The sequence below is a fragment of the Rheinheimera sp. 1928-s genome (genome assembly GCF_029269265.1).
Classification (GTDB): Bacteria; Pseudomonadota; Gammaproteobacteria; order Enterobacterales; family Alteromonadaceae; genus Pararheinheimera.
The window spans coordinates 362,112-380,329 of the sequence record NZ_JARIXP010000003.1; the positions used below are offsets into that span (position 1 = coordinate 362,112).

Annotated in this window: 20 protein-coding genes; 6 read left to right on the forward strand and 14 right to left on the reverse strand. The window is 46.5% G+C overall.

Translation table 11 applies throughout. The features are described 5' to 3' along the window. Positions 1 to 5: 5 nt before the first annotated feature. Together P3C17_RS09355 and P3C17_RS09360 are read right to left on the reverse strand one after the other, a co-directional pair. A complete protein-coding gene (locus P3C17_RS09355; protein ID WP_300929185.1) occupies positions 6 to 2,072 on the reverse strand; it encodes a protein-disulfide reductase DsbD domain-containing protein in 2,067 nt (688 codons plus the stop codon). Positions 2,073 to 2,252: 180 nt separating this feature from the next. Beyond that, on the reverse strand, positions 2,253 to 3,770 hold the full coding sequence (locus P3C17_RS09360; protein ID WP_300929186.1) for a leucyl aminopeptidase: 1,518 nt from the start codon (positions 3,768 to 3,770) through the stop codon (positions 2,253 to 2,255). A gap of 229 nt (positions 3,771 to 3,999) precedes the next feature. On the opposite strand from P3C17_RS09360, the gene P3C17_RS09365 reads away from it, so the two are divergent. Then, complete coding sequence (locus P3C17_RS09365) at positions 4,000 to 4,851, forward strand: DUF817 domain-containing protein (protein ID WP_300929187.1); 852 nt, start codon at positions 4,000 to 4,002, stop codon at positions 4,849 to 4,851. Between the two features lie 24 nt (positions 4,852 to 4,875). Here P3C17_RS09365 and P3C17_RS09370 read toward each other — a convergent pair whose 3' ends face one another. After that, complete coding sequence (locus P3C17_RS09370) at positions 4,876 to 5,787, reverse strand: LysR family transcriptional regulator (RefSeq protein ID WP_300929188.1); 912 nt, start codon at positions 5,785 to 5,787, stop codon at positions 4,876 to 4,878. 118 nt (positions 5,788 to 5,905) lie between these two features. On the opposite strand from P3C17_RS09370, the gene P3C17_RS09375 reads away from it, so the two are divergent. Next, positions 5,906 to 6,649, forward strand: coding sequence for an SDR family oxidoreductase (locus P3C17_RS09375; protein WP_300929189.1), 744 nt, complete (start codon positions 5,906 to 5,908; stop codon positions 6,647 to 6,649). A 14-nt stretch (positions 6,650 to 6,663) separates the two neighbouring features. Here the strand turns inward: P3C17_RS09375 and P3C17_RS09380 are convergent, their stop codons facing one another. After that, positions 6,664 to 7,353, reverse strand: a complete 690-nt coding sequence (locus P3C17_RS09380) for an SDR family NAD(P)-dependent oxidoreductase (RefSeq protein WP_300929190.1) — start codon at positions 7,351 to 7,353, stop codon at positions 6,664 to 6,666. 146 nt (positions 7,354 to 7,499) lie between these two features. Here P3C17_RS09380 and P3C17_RS09385 point away from each other — a divergent pair, with 146 nt between their 5' ends. Then, entirely contained in the window at positions 7,500 to 8,165 is a 666-nt protein-coding gene (locus P3C17_RS09385; protein WP_300929191.1) for a hypothetical protein, read from the forward strand. A 33-nt stretch (positions 8,166 to 8,198) separates the two neighbouring features. On the opposite strand, the gene P3C17_RS09390 is transcribed toward P3C17_RS09385, so the two are convergent. Beyond that, a complete protein-coding gene (locus tag P3C17_RS09390; protein ID WP_300929192.1) occupies positions 8,199 to 8,633 on the reverse strand; it encodes a hypothetical protein in 435 nt (144 codons plus the stop codon). 218 nt (positions 8,634 to 8,851) lie between these two features. Here P3C17_RS09390 and P3C17_RS09395 point away from each other — a divergent pair, with 218 nt between their 5' ends. Next, positions 8,852 to 10,336 (forward strand): pectate lyase, encoded by a 1,485-nt coding sequence (locus P3C17_RS09395; RefSeq protein WP_300929193.1) that lies wholly within the window; start codon positions 8,852 to 8,854, stop codon positions 10,334 to 10,336. 78 nt (positions 10,337 to 10,414) lie between these two features. On the opposite strand, the gene P3C17_RS09400 is transcribed toward P3C17_RS09395, so the two are convergent. From P3C17_RS09400 to ccoG, 4 genes are all read right to left on the reverse strand, one after another. Then, positions 10,415 to 11,062 carry a thiol:disulfide interchange protein DsbA/DsbL gene (locus P3C17_RS09400; RefSeq protein WP_300929194.1) on the reverse strand — a complete coding sequence of 216 codons (648 nt, stop codon included), beginning with the start codon at positions 11,060 to 11,062 and terminating at the stop codon, positions 10,415 to 10,417. A gap of 13 nt (positions 11,063 to 11,075) precedes the next feature. Further along, the gene (locus P3C17_RS09405) at positions 11,076 to 11,711 is read right to left on the reverse strand and encodes a thiol:disulfide interchange protein DsbA/DsbL (protein WP_300929195.1); all 636 of its coding nucleotides are present in this window, start codon (positions 11,709 to 11,711) and stop codon (positions 11,076 to 11,078) included. 47 nt (positions 11,712 to 11,758) lie between these two features. Continuing rightward, positions 11,759 to 12,739, reverse strand: coding sequence for a serine/threonine protein kinase (locus P3C17_RS09410; RefSeq protein WP_233080204.1), 981 nt, complete (start codon positions 12,737 to 12,739; stop codon positions 11,759 to 11,761). Between the two features lie 108 nt (positions 12,740 to 12,847). After that, on the reverse strand, positions 12,848 to 14,266 hold the full coding sequence (ccoG, locus tag P3C17_RS09415; protein WP_300929196.1) for a cytochrome c oxidase accessory protein CcoG: 1,419 nt from the start codon (positions 14,264 to 14,266) through the stop codon (positions 12,848 to 12,850). Between the two features lie 370 nt (positions 14,267 to 14,636). On the opposite strand from ccoG, the gene P3C17_RS09420 reads away from it, so the two are divergent. Next, positions 14,637 to 15,008, forward strand: coding sequence for a hypothetical protein (locus P3C17_RS09420; protein ID WP_233080202.1), 372 nt, complete (start codon positions 14,637 to 14,639; stop codon positions 15,006 to 15,008). Positions 15,009 to 15,016: 8 nt separating this feature from the next. Here P3C17_RS09420 and P3C17_RS09425 read toward each other — a convergent pair whose 3' ends face one another. From P3C17_RS09425 to purT, 5 genes are all read right to left on the reverse strand, one after another. After that, positions 15,017 to 15,346, reverse strand: coding sequence for a hypothetical protein (locus tag P3C17_RS09425; RefSeq protein ID WP_300929197.1), 330 nt, complete (start codon positions 15,344 to 15,346; stop codon positions 15,017 to 15,019). Positions 15,347 to 15,373: 27 nt separating this feature from the next. Next, positions 15,374 to 15,550 (reverse strand): hypothetical protein, encoded by a 177-nt coding sequence (locus tag P3C17_RS09430; protein WP_300929198.1) that lies wholly within the window; start codon positions 15,548 to 15,550, stop codon positions 15,374 to 15,376. 207 nt (positions 15,551 to 15,757) lie between these two features. Continuing rightward, a complete protein-coding gene (locus P3C17_RS09435; protein ID WP_300929199.1) occupies positions 15,758 to 16,027 on the reverse strand; it encodes a hypothetical protein in 270 nt (89 codons plus the stop codon). A 60-nt stretch (positions 16,028 to 16,087) separates the two neighbouring features. Then, positions 16,088 to 16,306, reverse strand: coding sequence for a hypothetical protein (locus tag P3C17_RS09440; protein ID WP_300929200.1), 219 nt, complete (start codon positions 16,304 to 16,306; stop codon positions 16,088 to 16,090). A 393-nt stretch (positions 16,307 to 16,699) separates the two neighbouring features. Continuing rightward, positions 16,700 to 17,884, reverse strand: coding sequence for a formate-dependent phosphoribosylglycinamide formyltransferase (gene purT / locus P3C17_RS09445; protein WP_300929201.1), 1,185 nt, complete (start codon positions 17,882 to 17,884; stop codon positions 16,700 to 16,702). A gap of 122 nt (positions 17,885 to 18,006) precedes the next feature. Here purT and P3C17_RS09450 point away from each other — a divergent pair, with 122 nt between their 5' ends. Beyond that, positions 18,007 to 18,213, forward strand: coding sequence for a cysteine-rich CWC family protein (locus tag P3C17_RS09450; RefSeq protein ID WP_300929202.1), 207 nt, complete (start codon positions 18,007 to 18,009; stop codon positions 18,211 to 18,213). Positions 18,214 to 18,218: the final 5 nt, after the last annotated feature.

Below are 18,218 nucleotides of genomic sequence, written 5' to 3' on the forward strand. Positions count from 1 at the left end.
TGTGGCTATTGACTGGTAATTAAGGGTTGTTTACTGCTCAATTGCTCTAACGCCTGACGTAATGAATCCGGCGTTAAAATTTGGGGTAAAATTTCCGGCGGCTGTCCTGGCCAATACAACACATACAAAGGCACACCATCACGCTGGAACTGGCGTAAGTAGGCACTAATGGCAGGGTCTTTATTAGTCCAGTCGCCTTTTAAATAAGTCAGGTTATACAATGCCATAGCCGCTTTGCTGCTGTCTGTGTTGAGTGCCACACGCTCATTCACTAAACAAGTAATACACCAGTCGGCCGTCATATTCACCAGTACAGGCTGCCCCTCCTGCACCAGTTGCTTTAAGCGTTGTTCTGACCAGGCTTCAGCATGATCAGTTTTTGCAATCTTCTGAGCTACAGGCTGTGGATACCAGAGTAAAGCAATGGAACCTGCCACAAGCAACAGTGCTATCAGACTGCTGACTTTACCGGCTTGTTGTAGTTGCTGCTGTCCCCACAACCAGCAAGCTGCTCCCACTAATACCAAACCCACTAAGGCCAAAGCTAAGGCATCTAAACCTTGCTGACGGCCATAAACCCACAACAGCCAGACCGCACTTAAATACAAAGGATAGGCCAGCCATTGCTTCAGCTTTTCCATCCAAAGCCCGGGTTTAGGCAGCACAGCAGCAAAACCAGGCCACCAGGCCAATAGCAGGAAAGGCAATGCCATACCCAAACCTAACGCAGCAAAAATAGCCAAAGCCGCCAGCGCAGGCTGAGTGGCGGCATAACCTAAAGCCGTCCCCATAAAAGGCGCTGTGCAAGGGCTGGCCACTACTACAGCTAACACACCGGTGAAAAATGAACCTTTATGGCCTTGCTTTTGCGTCAGTTGCTGGCCTGAACTCATCCAGCCAATGCCCAGTTGCATCACACCAGATAAACTTAAACCTAATACAAATAGCAGATAAGCCAGTAAGCCTACGATCAATGGGTTCTGTAACTGGAAGCCCCAGCCAACCGCCTGCCCTGCGGCTCTGAACACTAACAGTAACGCAGCTAACAACACAAAACTAATGATGACACCAGCGCTGTACCATAAGGCTTCAGCTTTGATCTGCGGTGTCGAATTCTGACCATTGGCCAGACTTAAAGCCTTTAATGACAACACAGGGAATACGCACGGCATCAGGTTCAGGATCAAACCACCCAAAGTGGCCAACAGCAACATTCCCAACCAATCCAGCAGGCTGAAGCTTGCCAGGCTGAGTTCTGAGCTGACCGGCACACCTTCGTGCTGCAGCTGCAGCAATACAGGGCCTGCCACAGTGTTTAACACCAGCTCAAACTGGGCCGGCGCCTGGCTGAAGTAAGTGTTTTTCTGCTGGCGTAATAACAATTCGCCGTCAACCCAATCCATTTCCTGCGGCGCGGCATGGTCGACCAGCTCGGGTGCTGAGACAAAAAAAGCCGATACTTTTAAGTCTTCCGGCATCTGCACAACAGCGGAGAACTTCTGATTTTGCACATCATAACGGCCTTGCAGCGACACTGGCTTTGGTTGCTTCTGGCTGGCTTGCTCAAAGAGTTGTTTGTAGTCACGTGCTTCAATAGCGGTTTGTGTGACAGGCAAATTCAGCTCAAAACTGGCCTCTGCCGGAATACAAATTTCTTTGCACACCAGCCAATCCACTTTGGCTTTGATCGGGAGTTGAGACTGGTTAAAATCGGCCGGTATAGTGAGTTCCGACACTAAAATAGTGGGGCCTTCAAAACCGTAATTGACCAGTGGGGGCACTGCAATTGCCATAGGAGCCGGCCACTGGATAGCGCCAGCCGTCACGCCTTCAGGCAAAGTCCAGTCAATACTGGTGGCTAAGCCGGAGTCTCCGGGGTTTTGCCAATAGGTATGCCAATGGTCATCCGGAATAAAATGCAGCGCCAGTTTAAATGTCTGCCCGGGCATCAGGTCCTGATGATCGCTGACCAACTCTGCTTTTAAATGGCTGGCCTTGACCCAGCCACTGGTTTGAGCCTGAACAGTGCCAGCCGCCAGCAGCAGTAAAACAGCAGAGAAAAAGAGTCTCAAAAACAAAGTCATCTGTTAAATTTTAAACCTGCATACCAAGATGTTTTTAGTGTACGGCATTCCCGCAGCAGGGATCAGCCGTCAAACGCAGCTGGCTGGGTTTCTACCTCAGCCAGCAAACAGACCGGACCATGCTCCTGCATTTATGACAAACAATATTGAATTGCTGATCACAAACCCTTATGGCTGTTGCAAAGCCCATTCAGTCAGTAAACGCACGCCATAACCCGTTGCACCTTTGGTATTCACTTCGTTATCTGTTCTGCTTAACGCATTGCCAGCTATATCCAGGTGAGCCCATGGTGTATCACCGGTAAATTGCTTTAAGAACCAGGCTGCAGTGGAAGCACCAGTGCTGCTGCCGGTGTTTTTCATATCAGCAATATCACTTTTGATTTCMTCAGCAAACTGCGAACCTAAAGGTAAACGCCAGACGGGCTCATCTACTTTTTCACCCGCTAAGGTCAGTTGATCCACCAGCGACTGTTGCTCTGAAAACAAACCGGCATAATAAGTACCTACAGCACCCACTTTGGCACCTGTTAAAGTAGCAATGTCCACCATAGCGCGCGGCTGGAATTCTTTATTGGCATACCACAGGGCATCAGCCAAGACTAAGCGGCCTTCGGCATCGGTATTGGTGACCTGAATAGTTAAACCCGCAGCAGATTTCAACACATCGCCTGGTAACATGGCTTTATCAGACACCATATTTTCAGCCATTGCCATCACAGCGACCACATTGACAGGGGCTTTTTGCAGCGCCAGTGCTTTGATAGTGCCTAAAGCTGCGGCTGCACCTGCCATATCGCTGGTCATTCTCACTATAGAGTCGGAATCTGTTTTCAGATTGTAACCGCCCGTATCAAAAGTAATGCCCTTGCCGACAATGGCCAGCGGCTTCTGTTCACTGCCCTGCCAGTGCGCCACCACTAAACGGGGTGGTCTTTGACTGCCTTTACCCACAGCCAATAATGCACCCATGCCCAGTTTTTCCATAGCCGGCACATCCAGCACCCGCACTTTAACACCCAGCTTTTCCAGTGCTTTTGCTTGCGCAGCAAAAGTCTCTGGTGTTAAGCCTGCGGCAGGTTCGTTTACCAGATCCCGGGCTAAAAACACGCCCTGAGTAACAGCCTGCAGCTTGCTGAACTGGCGATCTGCAGCTTGTTCATCTGTCACCAGTATTTCCAGCTTTTTGGCTTTTTCTGCTTTGTTTTTGGTGAAATAGCGGTCAAAGCTGTAAGAACGTAATTCAATACCATGTGCCAGCTGAGCGGCAAAATCAGCATTGCTTAACCCCGATTGCACAGCTGCTGTGTCTACCGTAAAAGAGTTAGCTTTGTCTTTTTTCATCCAGGCGGCAATGTCTGCCCCCAGGTTATTGCTGGTGGCAGCCGTCAGATCTTTAGGTTCACCTGTACCAAGCAGAACCACTCTGTTGTAACCAGCCACTTCAGCCAGCACATCCAGCTGAGCGGCTTTTTTGGCTTTAAAGTCTGCGGTTTTAATAGCGTGCTGTATGGCTTTGTGTTGCAACACTGCAGAAGAAGATTGAGTCAGTTGCTCAGGGCTGACCAGCAGCACCAGTGTATCGGCATCCAGTTCAGCCTTTTGGTTCATTTCAATAGCCGGAACTGCGGCTACAGCAGAGTAAGACAAGAGCAAAGTGGCCAGACTGGTCATCACTGTTTTCATAGGGGTGTTTCCTTTTTAATTGTAGTGCAGCAGAGAGTGACCAAAGCTGCGACGAACAACAAGCTAAATCCGGTTAAATTGAATAATTTAAGCGACCAACTCAGTTGAATAAGCTGCCGGAAGCTAAAATTTATCAGTGATAGAATTGAGCCAAACCAAAAGCAATGTTACAAGTGAGCCTTGGATTTCATCTTTCATATTCGCCCTCATCAAAGGATTGTTTATTCCGATGGCTCTGCAACTTAATTTGTTCGATCAATGGCTTATGTCTGTTAAAGCACCAGCAAACTGCTCAGTTGTGCAGCGTTTTTGCCTGGAGTTTTTATTTTTTGGTATTAAACAGGCCCGCGCCTGCTTATTTGTCGGCTTGTTTTTTCTGTCTGTGCTGCTAGTACCACGCGAAGGCATAGCTGGCGTCAGCCGTTATGATCTGTTGTTACTACTGGCTTTGCTGATCCAAATCTGGATGGTCTGGGCCAAACTGGAAACCTGGGATGAGGCCAAAGCCATCAGCTTATTTCATATTGTTGGTTTTGTGCTGGAGGTCTTTAAAACCTCTGGTGCGATTCAGTCCTGGAGCTACCCGGATCCTGCTTTAAGCAAAGTGTTCGGCGTACCACTATTTGCCGGTTTTATGTATGCCGCGGTCGGCAGTTACATTATTCAAATCTGGCGTCTGATGGAGTTGAGGGTCAGGCATCATCCGCCTTATTGGATGGCCGCTTTGATTGCGTCCCTGATTTATCTTAACTTTTTCAGCCATCATTATATTGGTGATTACCGCTGGTATCTGGCGGCTATTACCTTAGGTTTGTATGCCAGAACTATAGTGTTCTACCATCCGCTGGATAAGGAACGGCAAATGCCCTTGTTGCTTGGTTTTGTGTTGGTTGGATTTTTTATCTGGCTGGCAGAAAACATCAGCACTTTTATGGGCTTGTGGAGTTATCCGAACCAGCTTGGCGCCTGGTCTGTGGTGCATGTTGGCAAATGGAGCTCCTGGTCATTGCTGGTGATTATGACCTTTACCATAGTGGCGCAGCTGAAATACGTGAAAGCCAGAATTCATGTGCCTGAATAAAGTGAAAACAATCTTGCTTGAACATTAAGCTGATTCAGGAAATATCTCTTTGTCACTTAATGCTGTAATCAGCGTATCAAATACCAACCTGACCCGATCAGGTACAGGGCCACGTTGGGGCCTGTAAACAGACAAAGGCCAGGGTTTGGGATCAAGTTCAGGCAGCAAACGAACTAAGGCACCAGAACGCAGATGAGGAATCGCCATACAAGATGCCAGTTGCGATACGCCAAGGCCTGCCAGAGTTGCATCGGCTTCCGTTTCGGAATCATCTGCGACAAAACTGATTTTTTTCGGAGACCACAGCTGGCCCTCTTGAAAATACCAGTGCCAAGCCCGGCCAGTGGCTTTGTCCATCAAGGCTGTTGTCGGCAGCTCGGCCAGTTGTTCTAAGTCCAGCGGAACCCCGTATTTTGACAGCAACAACGGGCTGGCTGCCAGAAACAGACCCACAGAAGATACTTTACGAGCAATAAAACCGTTGTCCCGGATCAGTCCAATCCGCACTCCTACATCAATTTGCTCATCCACTACATCCGCAATCTGATCCGACAAACGTAAATCGAGCTGCAAAGCCGGATGTTGCTGTGCCAGAGCACTCAGCACAGGCATCAGTATAGGCCGAATCACTCTCGGAGCGGCCAACCGCACTAATCCGGCAATAGTGTTATTTGAAACAGCCTGATGCTGCTGAAATAAAGCATCCAATTGCTGCAGACTATGTTTCGCCTGAATCGCAAAACCTTCAGCGAAACGGGTTAGCCGGATATGACGGGTACTGCGATGGAACAATACCTCACCCGTGCTTTGCTCCAATTGCTGCACAGCGCGAGTCACAGCCTGAGGTGAAATGCCCAACCTTACCGCAGCAGCTTTAAAACTGTCACTTTCTGCCGCAGTACAAAAAATTCGCAATAATTCAACTTTGTTGAGCATTAACTATTCCAATTCCTGGAATTAAAAAATAAAAATATTTCCATTTTTTGGATTTGTCTATCACTTCATACTGAACAGGTCGAAATTAACTTTGTTCAACCTGAGCGGGAATATAGCCATGAGTCAGAATATTGCAGGAAAAACGGTAGTCATTACAGGTGCCAGCAGCGGTTTAGGTGAAGCCACGGCTTACCATCTGGCCAGCTTAGGCGCCAATGTAGTATTGGGTGCGCGCCGTGAGGACAAGCTGCAACAGATAGCTGCGACTATCGAAGCTAAAGGCGGGCAAGCAGCATATCTGGTGACAGACGTGACTAAAGCCAATGAGGTAAAAGCCCTGGTCGATCTGGCTGTCAGTCGTTTTGGCAAGTTGGATGTGATTATTAATAACGCAGGCCTGATGTCTATTGCCCCTATCAGTGAATTAAAAACTGATGAATGGGATCGGATGATCGATATTAATATCAAAGGTGTGTTGTACGGCATAGCCGCAGCGCTGCCGGTGTTTGAACAACAACAATCCGGTCATTTTATTAATATCTCGTCTGTGGCTGGTATTAAAGTCTTCAGCCCGGGCGGCACAGTCTACAGCGGTACCAAGTTTGCGGTACGAGCCATCAGTGAAGGTCTGCGCCATGAGGTAGGTGGTGCAATACGTACCACTACTATATTGCCAGGTGCAGTAGATTCAGAACTGAAGCACGGCAGTAGCCACCAGCAAAGCGCAGAATTTGTTGGTAACTTCTATCAAATCGCTATTCCTGCAGATTCAGTAGCACGGGCTGTGGCCTACGCGATAGAACAACCAAAGGATGTAGATATTAACGAAATAGTGCTGCGCCCTACTGTGCAGGACTTCTAAACCTGCACCACCAGCTACCAGTCAATCTGAGTTTTATTGCGGAAAAACGCACCGGTCGGGCCATCCTCAGCTAATGTGGCCAGCCAGACTGGTGTTTCCGCTCCTTGCTCCGGGCTTAAATCGGCGGCTTCTCCGCCCATACGGGTGCGAACCCAGCCAGGACAAGCGGCATTCACCTTCACTTCCGGCATGAATTCACGGGCACAACTGWCAGTAACGGCATTTAGCGCAGCTTTACTGATGGCATAACAAGCAGGCCCTTCCAAACCTTCGGAAAAACTGCCCCAACCGGATGAAAGATTAACAATGCGGCCATAGCCCCTTTGTTTCATCAACTGCCCGAAGACTTTGCACAGTATAAAAGGCGCCACAGTATTGACAGACAGACTGTGGATTAAATCTTCAGCCTGAGTGTGCGGTACATCAGTGGAATGCAGCATGGCAGCGTTATTGATCAGCACATCAACAGGACCATATTGACGCTCGATCTGCAGCGCTTTTTGTTCCAGCAATAAGGGATCGGTTAAATCCAGCCGCAGCGCTGTACCTGCCCCCAACAAAGACACCGCCTCTTCGGCATCTTTTTGATGCCTGGCCGCCAACAGCACTTGAAAACCACCTTGCTGTATCAAACTTTTAGCAATAGCAAAACCTATACCCCGGTTTGCACCTGTGATCAGCACTGTTTTTTGTTGCTGTGCCATATTCCGCTCCCTGATAACTGACCATTTATCCATTCACCCTACTTTATTCGCATTTTCAGATGAAATTCTGCGAAGTGCAGCGCAAATTTACCTACACTAAGCCACAAGACGACCCGAAGCTCCCACTCAGGCGAGGAAAACTTCTGATGCCCAACATCAGCTTACTGCAAAAAATAGCACTGTCGTTCCTGTTTTGGCTATTTTGCAGTGCTATTGCGACGACTGCAATGGCATGTGAGTTTGAAGTGAAACTTAAACGCTCTTGCGCTGAAGAGCTGGAGGAAGACTTGTTGCCCAAAGTACCATTTCAGGTGCAGCGCAACAGCAATTTTTTGCATCTGCAAACCAAGGCCGGAGCTTTGGCTTTTCCTGTGTTTAAAGAAAAAACCGACGAAGATACCCAGCCTTATCTGGTGTCTTATTTAGCAGCAGTGCAACTGGCCGTGATTTGGGTTTTTGAATACCGTGGCCGCAGTGTGTATCTGGTGAATACTCAGACCGGTTTACAGACCCAGATTAATGGCTTTCCTTTGTTATCTCCGGACAACAAACGTTTACTGGTGTATTCCGAGGGGCTTTCAGATAAGGAAAACGCCAATCTGGTGGTGATTTACCAGATCCGTCACCACAAGCTGTATGCCGAACTGGTGCTCAGCGGTGACGACAACAGAATACAACCCTGGAACCCACTGGATGTGCGTTGGGTGAGTCCGGAGAAAGCAGAATTTATCAGGCTGCATCATCATAATGGCAAGGAAGAACAAAAACTTCAAAGCCTGGAACTGCAACAAGGGACATGGCAACTGCTGTAAATCACTTAACCTCTGGCTGGAGACATTTTCGCTTTAGTGCAAATACTGCTGGCTGACTGGTAAACGCGACAATTGCCACACTTTGTATCTCTGACAAACCGCTTTGTATTCAGCTCTGAGTTTGGCGGATTCCTGCAGCACAGCAATACTGGCCGGATGATCGCCGTCCAAACGCTGCAGCATTTGTTCAAACCAGTTTAAACCATGCCTTAACGTGGTTTGACAACGCCGCCATCTTTGTTGCTGCGCATAAGTTTCCGCCAGATTCTGAATAGAAATGGATAAACAAAAAGTGGGCAACGAAGCTTCTTCCCGGCTTAACTCAGGCGGACAGCAGATAAAAGCACAGTGATACCAGACAGGCCAAACATCAGAAATAGCCTGACGGTAAAAGCTCGCCGCTGCCGCCAAATGCCGTTCGCTAAAAGCCTGATTGCCCTGAGCAATAATCTGTTGCCAATTATCCATGCCATGGTTCCAATTGAGAATTGATATCATCTAGACTATTTCAATTGCGAATGGTTCGCAACAAAATCAATGAAATTTGTCAAATCCATAATCAGGCTGTAATTCCAGATGTGAAATGGCTGTCCCTAAAATGTTGGTCCACACTCTGCTGTGCCGGCCAGGACCTGAATCAGGACCGGACTACTTATAAAAAATAACAGCAATTTGAGGACAAATAGATGCAACATAAAAATCTGCTATTCCCACTTTTAGCGTTAAGCTGTGCCGTCAGTACTGCGGTGCATGCCAACAATCTGGCGATCACAGGCCCGGGTGCCGGAGCCGACGGTTCCAGTAAAGCCAGCGGTATCAGTTATTCAGATGTCAGAGACAACGACTTACAAAGCTACTGGCAACCTTCCAGTAACTCAAATCAACGGGTTTCAGTGAAATGGAGCTCTGCCGTTCAGTTGAATCAGGTGGTGCTGAAAGAATCTGGTTCCGCCGTCACCAGTTGGCGTCTGGTCAACAACGACAATGGCGCTGAACTAGCCAGCGGCAGCAGTATTGGCAGCAATAAAGTGCTGAATTTAAGCACCATCAGCAGTAAAAAGCTGAATCTGGAAATTATCAGCGCCAGCTCAGCGCCCCGCATTGCCGAATTTGAAGTCTATCTGAATACAGAAGGCGGCACAGATCCGGACCCTACGGATCCAACAGAGCCAGTTGACCCTACAGATCCGACCGACCCGCCGCCAACAGGTGAAGTTACGGCTTGCAGTGCCAGCCCACAAGGTTTTGCGTCGCTGGATGGAGGCACCACAGGAGGCGCAGGTGCCAATGCGGTGACAGTAACAGCAACCACAGGAGCTGAAATTCAGGCCGCTTTGGCCAACAGAGATTTAAACCGCCCTTTAACCATCAGAGTCAATGGCACTATTACCACCGCCAACTCAGGTGGTGTCAGTAAGTTTGATATTAAAGATATGAATAACGTCAGTATTATCGGTGTGGGCAATAACGCCTTATTTGATGGCATAGGCATTAAAGTCTTCCGCGCCAATAACGTCATTCTGCGCAATTTAAAGCTGCGTTATGTCAATACAGGGGATAAAGATGCTATTACGCTGGAAGGGCCAGCCAGCAATATCTGGATCGATCACAACGAAATTTACAACAGTCTGGATGTAGGGAAAGACTATTACGACGAGTTAGTCAGCGGCAAGAAAGACGTAGATAAAGTAACGATTTCATACAACTATCTGCACGACAGCTGGAAAACCTCGTTATGGGGCAACAGCGATTCTGACAACTTCAACCGCCGCATTACCTTTCACCATAACTACTGGCAAAGAGTCAATTCACGCCTGCCGTTATTCCGTTTTGGCCAGGGCCATATTTACAACAATTACTACACCGAAGTGCAGGACACTGGCATTAACAGCAGAATGGGCGCGGTGATCCGTATTGAAAATAATGTGTTTGAAAACACCACTAATCCTATAGTGTCATTTTATTCCAGCGCTTTGGGTTACTGGGATACCAGAGGTAATCAGTTCAGTAATACCACCTGGCAAGCCATGCCATCTGAAGGTGTGATTGCAGGACCCAATGTGCAGCCGAATGCAGTATTAAATCTGCCGTACAGCTTCGCTTTATTGCCCACGAACGAAGTAAAAGCTCATGTGATAGCCAATGCTGGCGTGAATAAATGTAGTTTTTGATCGTCAGCGTAACAAAACAAAAACCGGCTCATTTCATCAACTGAGCCGGTTTTTTTACTTTGTATTGAATGGATGCTGTCAGTCTTTTTTCGCTAACAAATAAGTGACTACAGCATTTAAATCTTGCTGGAAATTTTGCTGACTTAAGCCAGAGAACTTCACCAGGTACTTGCCGTTGACCAAGAGTGTAGGTACACCTTGCAGTACTTTGGCTTCAGAGTAGTGATCCTGACTTTTTTTCATAGTAGCTACTTCAGCAACGACAGCCGGATTAACCATGCCTGAGTCAAACAACATAGCCGGAATATCATTCACCACCAACAGGTTACGGATATCTTGTTCTGAACTGAAAGTCGCGCGCTGATTATGTAAATAATCGAAAATCACATTTGAAATACGATCGCCCTGGCCTGCATTTTTGGCCACCACATAAGCCTTAGCTAAAGACTGCTGTAGCTCAGGCGGAGCCACCCGTAGAAAATCGACATGGTGCTTGGTCAGGCTGACACCTGTAGGCAGGTTTTTATCCAGAGCCTGAGCAAAGGGTTCAAAGGCTTTGCAATGCCCGCAATAAAACGAAAAGAACTCCAGAACTTCAGGTTTAGTTGTCGCTTTTTCTGCGATCACCTCGTAATGCACACCTTCCTGATACTGCACAGGGGACGCTGCAGAAGCAAATGCCATAACAGGAGCAAACAGCAAAGCGGCCAATAATTTTTTCAACATAAAAAGCGCCTTATTAAGATTGAGTCAGTAAAAAATTAACTAACTGCTTAAACTCTTCATCCTGATTTTCACGGCTCAAACCCTGGCTCAGAATTTTGTATTTACCGTTAACGATAAAAGTAGGAACACTGCTTAATACCCGACGGGCAGATAAAACATCCTGCTCTTTTTTCATTTGTTTAGCAGCACCAACCACAGTAAAGCTTTTAATCGCTTTGTCGTAAGTGTCTGCATCTACGCCACTGGCAACTGCAACTGCTTTGATCTCGTCATCGTTAGCAAAACTTTTACGCTCTACATGAATATGATTAAAAAGCGCGCTGGCAATCTCGTCACCTTTACCCAGGTTTTTCGCAACCAGGTAAGCTTTGGCCAGGGTGACCTGAATTTCCGGTGATGCATGTTGTAAAAAGTCGACATGTACTTTTTTCAGTTCAGCACCTGTTGGTAATTGTTTAGCTAAGGCCTGCACTTTAGGCTCGTAGGCAAAACAAGCAGGGCAATAAAAAGAGAAAAATTCTTTTACTTCAGGCTTGGCTGTGGCTTGCTCTGAAATCACTTCGTAGTGTTTACCTTCTTCAAACTGAGCAGCAAAAACTGCAACAGGTAATAACAAAGCACCGACTAACAACGCTGTTAACTTTTTCATTATTCAAATGTTCCTTGGAATAAAACTGCCACTACTCTAACAAAAACTTACCACTGGGGCATCAAAGAAAGTGGGCTCTGGTCACAGAATTTCAGCTGTTCATCCAGCGCCCTTAACTGTTGCTGCCAATATTGGTCTGTACTGAACCATGGAAAGTTCTTCGGAAACGCCGGATCGCTCCACCTTTTTGCGATCCAGGCCATATAAGACAAAATCCGCATAGCCCGCAAAGGTTCGATTAAACGCAGCTCTTTATGGTCAAAATCGCAGTACTGCTCATACTCTTCCAGCAATAACGACAACTGGTAGGTTTGCTCCACTCTGTCGCCGTTTAGCAATAACCATAAATCCTGCACCGCAGGGCCGTTACGACTGTCGTCAAAATCCAGCAACAGTGGTCTGTCGTCGTGCCATAACAAATTGCCTATATGGCAGTCGCCATGCACACGGCGGATTTTTTCAGGCTTATACAAAGGACCGACCTTGTCGCATAACTGTTGCATCATGGCCTGATAATCTTTTTCCAGCGAAGGCGGAATCAAGCCCGATTGCAACAAGCTTTGCTGGCTGTCGAGCAAAAAGGTTTGATGGTTTATGGTTGGCCTGTGTACAAAAGGCCGGGCAGCGCCTACCTGATGCACCATGCCTAAAAAACGCCCCAATTGCAGCATTTGATTATCGTTATCTGGCTCTAAAGTACGGCCACCCCGGCTAGGGAATACGGACAAATAAAAGCCGCCATAGGACAACACCTGCTGACCGTCACGCGCCACAGCTTCGGCCACTGGCACTTCAATCTCTGCCAGTTCAGCAACAAACTGATGCTCTTCATTCAGTTGCTCAAAACTCCAGCGTTCTGGCCGGTAAAACTTCACCACCCAGCTTTTGCGATCATCATCTCTAAACTGACAGACTCTGTTTTCAAAGCTGTTGAGTTGCAATAAACCCGAGCTGACATCAAAGCCATAATGAAATAAGGCATCCAGCATTAAATCCGGACTTAAAGTAGAAAAGTCAAAAGTGCTCATGGAATTCCGTAGAAGCTATAAAAATGGGGTCAGATCACATTAGTTATACATAACTAATGTGATCTGACCCCCAATTTATGGGTAGCCTAGTCTAACGCTTTTACTGATTTAACGGGCGGAAAAGAACTTGCTACCCTGAGTTAAACGAATGTCAGGCTCGTCGCTGTCCTGCAATACAAACTCAATATCCAGCACAGGTTTTTTCGCATCCACCGGATCCAAAGACAAACTGATCGGCAGGTTAGCAGTTTCACCACCTTTGATGGTCAGCTCTTTTTCACCCAACCACTGTGCTTGATCCAAACCTTCAACCGACACTTGATAGGTTTGTTCCAGCTGCGATTTGTTTATCACTTTTAAGGTGTAGGTGTTTTCAATTAAACCTTCGTCGGTTTCACGGTATAAAGCGCCCCGGTCACGCACTATGTCCATCACCACAGGTTTACGCACCACTAAGGTCCAGGCAAAGGCTGCACACACAGCAACCAGCACCATAAAGTAACCCACTAACTTGCCACGCACTACTTTAGTGGTTTTGCCTTCCAGACTATGTTCTGTGGTGTAGCTGATTAAGCCTTTGGCATACCCCATTTTATCCATAGTATCGTCACAGGCATCGATACAGGCTCCGCAGTTAATACACTCGTACTGCAAGCCGTTACGAATATCAATGCCGGTAGGGCAAACATGCACGCATAAATTACAGTCGATACAATCGCCTAAGCCTTTGGCTTTGTAGTCTGTGTCTTTACGGGCACGTGGCCCCCGGTTTTCACCGCGTTTGGCGTCGTAAGTGACTGTAAAAGTGTCTTTATCAAACATGGCCGACTGGAAACGAGCGTAAGGGCAAATGTGCGTACACATAATTTCGCGCATCCAGCCTGCATTGCCATAAGTACAGAAAGCAAAAAACCAGACTGAAACCGCAGCCCAGAAGCTGGCTTCTAGTGTAAAAAATTGGATAAACAGTTGATCAACAGGGGTAAAGTAGCCAACAAAAATCAGTGCTGTGAGTACAGAAAATGCCAGCCAGCTGAAATGGGTCAGGCCTTTTTTCATCACTTTGCTGAAGCTCCAGGGGTCCTGATCCAGCTTCATGCGCTGATTACGGGTGCCCTGAATTTTTTCTTCAAACCACATGAAAATAAAAGTCCATACGGTTTGCGGACATAAATAACCACACCAGACCCGGCCATAAAAGGTGGTGACAAAAAACAATGCAAAAGCGCCAATGACAAAAATCCAGGCCAGAATAGTGAAATCCTGTGGCCACAAGGTCATACCAAAGATATAAAACCTTTGCTCAACCAAATCGAACAAAATAGCTTGCTGACCATGAAACTCCAGCCAGGGTAACAACATAAACAGACCCATAAACACAAAGCCTATATTACGCCTTAAGCTTTGATGCAGGCCCTTCACAGCCCGAATGTAAATACGGTCTCTTGGGTTGTATTTGGCTTTTTTGTCCGGATTGGGTTGATGCACCTCTACCGGAATGTTTTTAATATCTATCTTGTTATCCACGCCCATTCCTCGTGCTGCTACCCAGTATTCAGTGTAGCAGGCTGTTTAATGCAGCTTGTTGATACAGGACAAGCCCAGCTTTGTTTTGACCAATCCGTGACCACAGTGCCAGTCTGCTTTTGGCATAATAGTCAAGGTTGCTGAAGCCTGGCCTCTGCTGCTTTCTGTTATAACCCTATGTGCTACTGCAATAATCGAACCAAAGGCCCGTAGTATATAACACTATGATCCATATTGAATTTTTATCTCAAGAACAGTTTAGGCGTGTCAACTTTGTTTACAGTACAGCATATTTTGGTAGCCTGATTGACAGTGTCATGCTGCTCTTGCTGTGTTATAAACAATAGAGTTATAAATGGGGTAACAAGTTATGCGCAATTTTTTGCTGTTGTGTTTGCTGATAGTCAGCACCCTGACCTTTTATGACCACCCACGAATGTTGCCTTATTCAGAACCTGTGCTGGACTGGTTAGCCGAACATATTTCACTGCCTGGCGCTCAGTCTGATTCCATGGTCACCCGTAAAATTCAAAAAGCTTTTTATGCGATAGGCCAGGATTACGGTACAGGCCAGCAGGAAGCATTAGCCAAAGCAGCGCAGAACATCACCAACCTGCTGCAATTTCGCCGCGACTACTGCCAAAACGGTGATTTTCATCCAGCCTTATTTGGCGACGCCATGACAAGGGCTTGTGATGTGTTAAGGCAATATCCGAAGCTGGAAGAGTTCAGGCAGCAGTGATAAAAACTTCAGACATCAAAAACCCGCAAACTTGCATAGCAATCACAGAGCCGAAAACCAAGATACACAGCAACAGCTGTTGCCAATAAAATCAAAAGGTGTGGTGCTGCACTAAAAAAATACTTCAAAGACAAGTTCACTGCTGTCCCCATTGCCAAACCCACAACAACTTTTAAAGGGAGTAACGAGGTTATTCTTGGAACCAGCATATAACCACACCAAGGACAACGAGCATCGCCCAACAGCAACAGTAATTTACGAACCTGACGACTCACATTAGTTGAACAATGTGGACAATGATTTTCTGGTATGCGGAAACTTAATTTAAATATTCTCATGGGTTACAGCACTGCAAGCCTCTGCATTCAAAAATCGAAGTCATCTTCTTCCTCTGGTTCTAGAGAATACAAAATATCGATGAATGGCTGAAACACAAAACCAACAAACAATACCGTACAGATAATAAAAGGTAGTGAACTGTTCAAAAACAACTGCATGGTAATACCAAAAATAGTCCCCAGAAACCAGGAGTTCAGAAACACAGAATTCTGCTTGATCCTGACCAAGCCGTTACAGTGGATACAGTGTATGGAAGGTTGCAATATAAGCCCTTTTCTTTGTCTTAGGCTCAGTGCTTTCTGGCAATGAGGGCATTGAACGTCAAGCATGATGCTGATCCTCAATTTTAGAAATGCGCTATTTTACATGACCCCCATTGGTACTCAGCAGCTTCGGATTGGTAAACAACGTCACTCTTTATTATCTTTTTTCTTTAAAATAAATACTATTTTATTTATCGTGCTATCCGCTTCAGAAGGTGTGACTCCGCATTTTTTTGAGTAAATTATCTTAGCTTTATTAACATCTCCATTTATTATACTTTCAACAATATCAACAATGCTTTCATCATCTGTGTTGTATTTTTCACCAAGTATTTTTTTCAAATTTTTTTTAATCTCAACAACTGAAAATATTAAATAAACAGTCCCAAATGTAATTAGTAAATAAATAATATCCATATGTACCTCTCAATGAAGTACCGCCCATAAACAAGTTGGGCGGTATATAAAATATAAATGTTATTCTTGCATCATCAGCCAACCAGCAGCAGCAGACAAGCCAACAACAGCAATAACCCCAATCGGACTAATAGCAAATGCAGCAGCTATACCCATTTTCGCCCAACCAGTACCAAAGGTCGCTATGCCTATACCTGCAGCCAAGCCTCCAGCTGCAGCTGCCTCAGCCATATCTCCACCACTCACTTCTTCCACTTGTTCAAATGTTAACTCTTGCATTTTATCTCTCCTTGAGTTGATTAACGAGTGCAGCCTGCCTTTAAGGCTTAAGAGCGGCTCATATAACCAAGCCATTAGGCTGCGTTGTTTCAGCACTACACCCGCATTTAGCAACAATGCCCGGTTGAAGCGGAACAGTGTTGTTAAAAGCACGGATTTGTCGCTTCCCAAACAACAAAAAACACAAAATTTACTTAAGGTTAAATATAATTTAACAATAAAGAAAAACAAGCGATAGCCAGACCAAAATGAGGGATCAGACTTTAATAGTTTGATGAATAAAGAAATTTAATTTTGCAGATTTTTAGGGGGAAAACCTGAGGAGATCAAGCTGAAATCAAAGAGGGAAACCAAGCAGAGGCCTGCTGGCCCCAGCTTGTGAAAACATCAAAGCTACAACACATCCACTTTAATTTTGGTGATCACATCCAGTGCTTTTTGTTTGGCGTGATCGACGTTGTCGCCTAAAGCCAAAGCCACACCCATACGGCGTTCGCCTTGCACTTCGGGTTTGCCAAACAGGCGCAGGTCGGTGTCCGGTTGCATTAAAGCCTGAGCTAAGTTGCCATAACCAATTTGCTCCGAGTTGCCAGAAACCAGCAATACAGCTGAAGCGGCTGGGCCGTATTGGCGAATGAGCGGGATAGGCAAGCCTAAAATAGCGCGGGCATGCAGCGCGAATTCGGAATAGTTTTGTGAAATTAACGTCACCATACCAGTGTCGTGTGGTCGTGGTGATACTTCGCTAAACCAGACTTCGTCGCCCTTCACGAATAACTCGACACCAAATAAACCAAAGCCACCTAAAGCTTCAGTGACTAAAGCAGCGTAACTTTGAGCTTTCTCCAATGCAGCAGCCGACATGGCCTGAGGTTGCCATGATTCGCGGTAATCACCTTTTTCCTGACGATGGCCAACAGGTTCGCAGTACTGGGTGCCGGAAATGGAACGAACTGTCAGCAACGTGATTTCATAGTCAAAGTCGATAAAACCTTCGACGATAACCCGGCCTTTACCGGCACGGCCACCTTCCTGTGCATAAGCCCAGGCGGCTTCTAAATCAGCGTCGGATTTCAGCACAGACTGGCCCTTGCCGGAGGACGACATAATAGGTTTCACTACACAAGGGTAACCAATATGCGCCACTGCAGCTAAATAGCTGGCTTTGTCATCGGCAAAACGGAAAGGTGAAGTAGGCAGTTGTAACTCTTCTGCCGCCAAACGGCGAATACCTTCACGGTTCATCGTCAGGTTGGCCGCTTTAGCGCTTGGGATCACAGTAAAACCTTGCTGCTCCAGCTCGACTAGCGTGCTGGTGGCTATGGCTTCCAGCTCGGGTACGATCAGCGCTGGTTTTTCTTTGATCACAATTTGGCGCAAAGTGGCACGATCCAGCATAGAAATTACATAATGGCGATCGGCCACTTGCATAGCGGGCGCATTGGCGTAACGGTCGACTGCTATCACTTCACAGCCTAAACGTTTGAGTTCAATACATACTTCTTTACCCAGTTCTCCGCTACCTAATAACAGCACTTTGGTGGCATTGGCGGCACCCGGGGTTCCTATCTGGCTCATCTGCAGCTCCTTGATTTAATGTGCAAGAGCATAACAAAAATCATCCGCCAACACTTAATGATTTAAGCGGGTTCAGGCGCTGATTGAGGTATAGTAAAGCTAAACCAAAATAGAGCATTTTTATGTCAGAGCAACTATGCCCTTTATGTCAGCAAGCTAATTTATGCAAAGCAGGCACTGCTGAGCAGAACCAGTGCTGGTGTATGCAGCAAGAGTTTCCGGCTGAGCTGCTGGCGCAGGTGCCGGATCAAAATAGCTGCATTTGTGCTGGCTGTTTAAAGCGCTTTAGAAGACAGGCCGAGCCAGTACAACAATTTAAACCTCACTAATCACA

Bases quoted from the DNA above. Each gene is read 5' to 3' on its own strand.
- P3C17_RS09365 (WP_300929187.1), top strand. From the start codon at position 4,000: ATGGCTCTGCAACTTAATTTGTTCGATCAATGGCTTATGTCTGTTAAA.
- P3C17_RS09370 (WP_300929188.1), bottom strand. From the start codon at position 5,787: ATGCTCAACAAAGTTGAATTATTGCGAATTTTTTGTACTGCGGCAGAA.
- P3C17_RS09375 (WP_300929189.1), top strand. From the start codon at position 5,906: ATGAGTCAGAATATTGCAGGAAAAACGGTAGTCATTACAGGTGCCAGC.
- P3C17_RS09385 (WP_300929191.1), top strand. From the start codon at position 7,500: ATGCCCAACATCAGCTTACTGCAAAAAATAGCACTGTCGTTCCTGTTT.
- P3C17_RS09390 (WP_300929192.1), bottom strand. From the start codon at position 8,633: ATGGATAATTGGCAACAGATTATTGCTCAGGGCAATCAGGCTTTTAGC.
- P3C17_RS09395 (WP_300929193.1), top strand. From the start codon at position 8,852: ATGCAACATAAAAATCTGCTATTCCCACTTTTAGCGTTAAGCTGTGCC.
- P3C17_RS09400 (WP_300929194.1), bottom strand. From the start codon at position 11,062: ATGTTGAAAAAATTATTGGCCGCTTTGCTGTTTGCTCCTGTTATGGCA.
- P3C17_RS09405 (WP_300929195.1), bottom strand. From the start codon at position 11,711: ATGAAAAAGTTAACAGCGTTGTTAGTCGGTGCTTTGTTATTACCTGTT.
- P3C17_RS09410 (WP_233080204.1), bottom strand. From the start codon at position 12,739: ATGAGCACTTTTGACTTTTCTACTTTAAGTCCGGATTTAATGCTGGAT.
- P3C17_RS09420 (WP_233080202.1), top strand. From the start codon at position 14,637: ATGCGCAATTTTTTGCTGTTGTGTTTGCTGATAGTCAGCACCCTGACC.
- P3C17_RS09425 (WP_300929197.1), bottom strand. From the start codon at position 15,346: ATGAGAATATTTAAATTAAGTTTCCGCATACCAGAAAATCATTGTCCA.
- P3C17_RS09435 (WP_300929199.1), bottom strand. From the start codon at position 16,027: ATGGATATTATTTATTTACTAATTACATTTGGGACTGTTTATTTAATA.
- P3C17_RS09440 (WP_300929200.1), bottom strand. From the start codon at position 16,306: ATGCAAGAGTTAACATTTGAACAAGTGGAAGAAGTGAGTGGTGGAGAT.
- purT (WP_300929201.1), bottom strand. From the start codon at position 17,884: ATGAGCCAGATAGGAACCCCGGGTGCCGCCAATGCCACCAAAGTGCTG.
- P3C17_RS09450 (WP_300929202.1), top strand. From the start codon at position 18,007: ATGTCAGAGCAACTATGCCCTTTATGTCAGCAAGCTAATTTATGCAAA.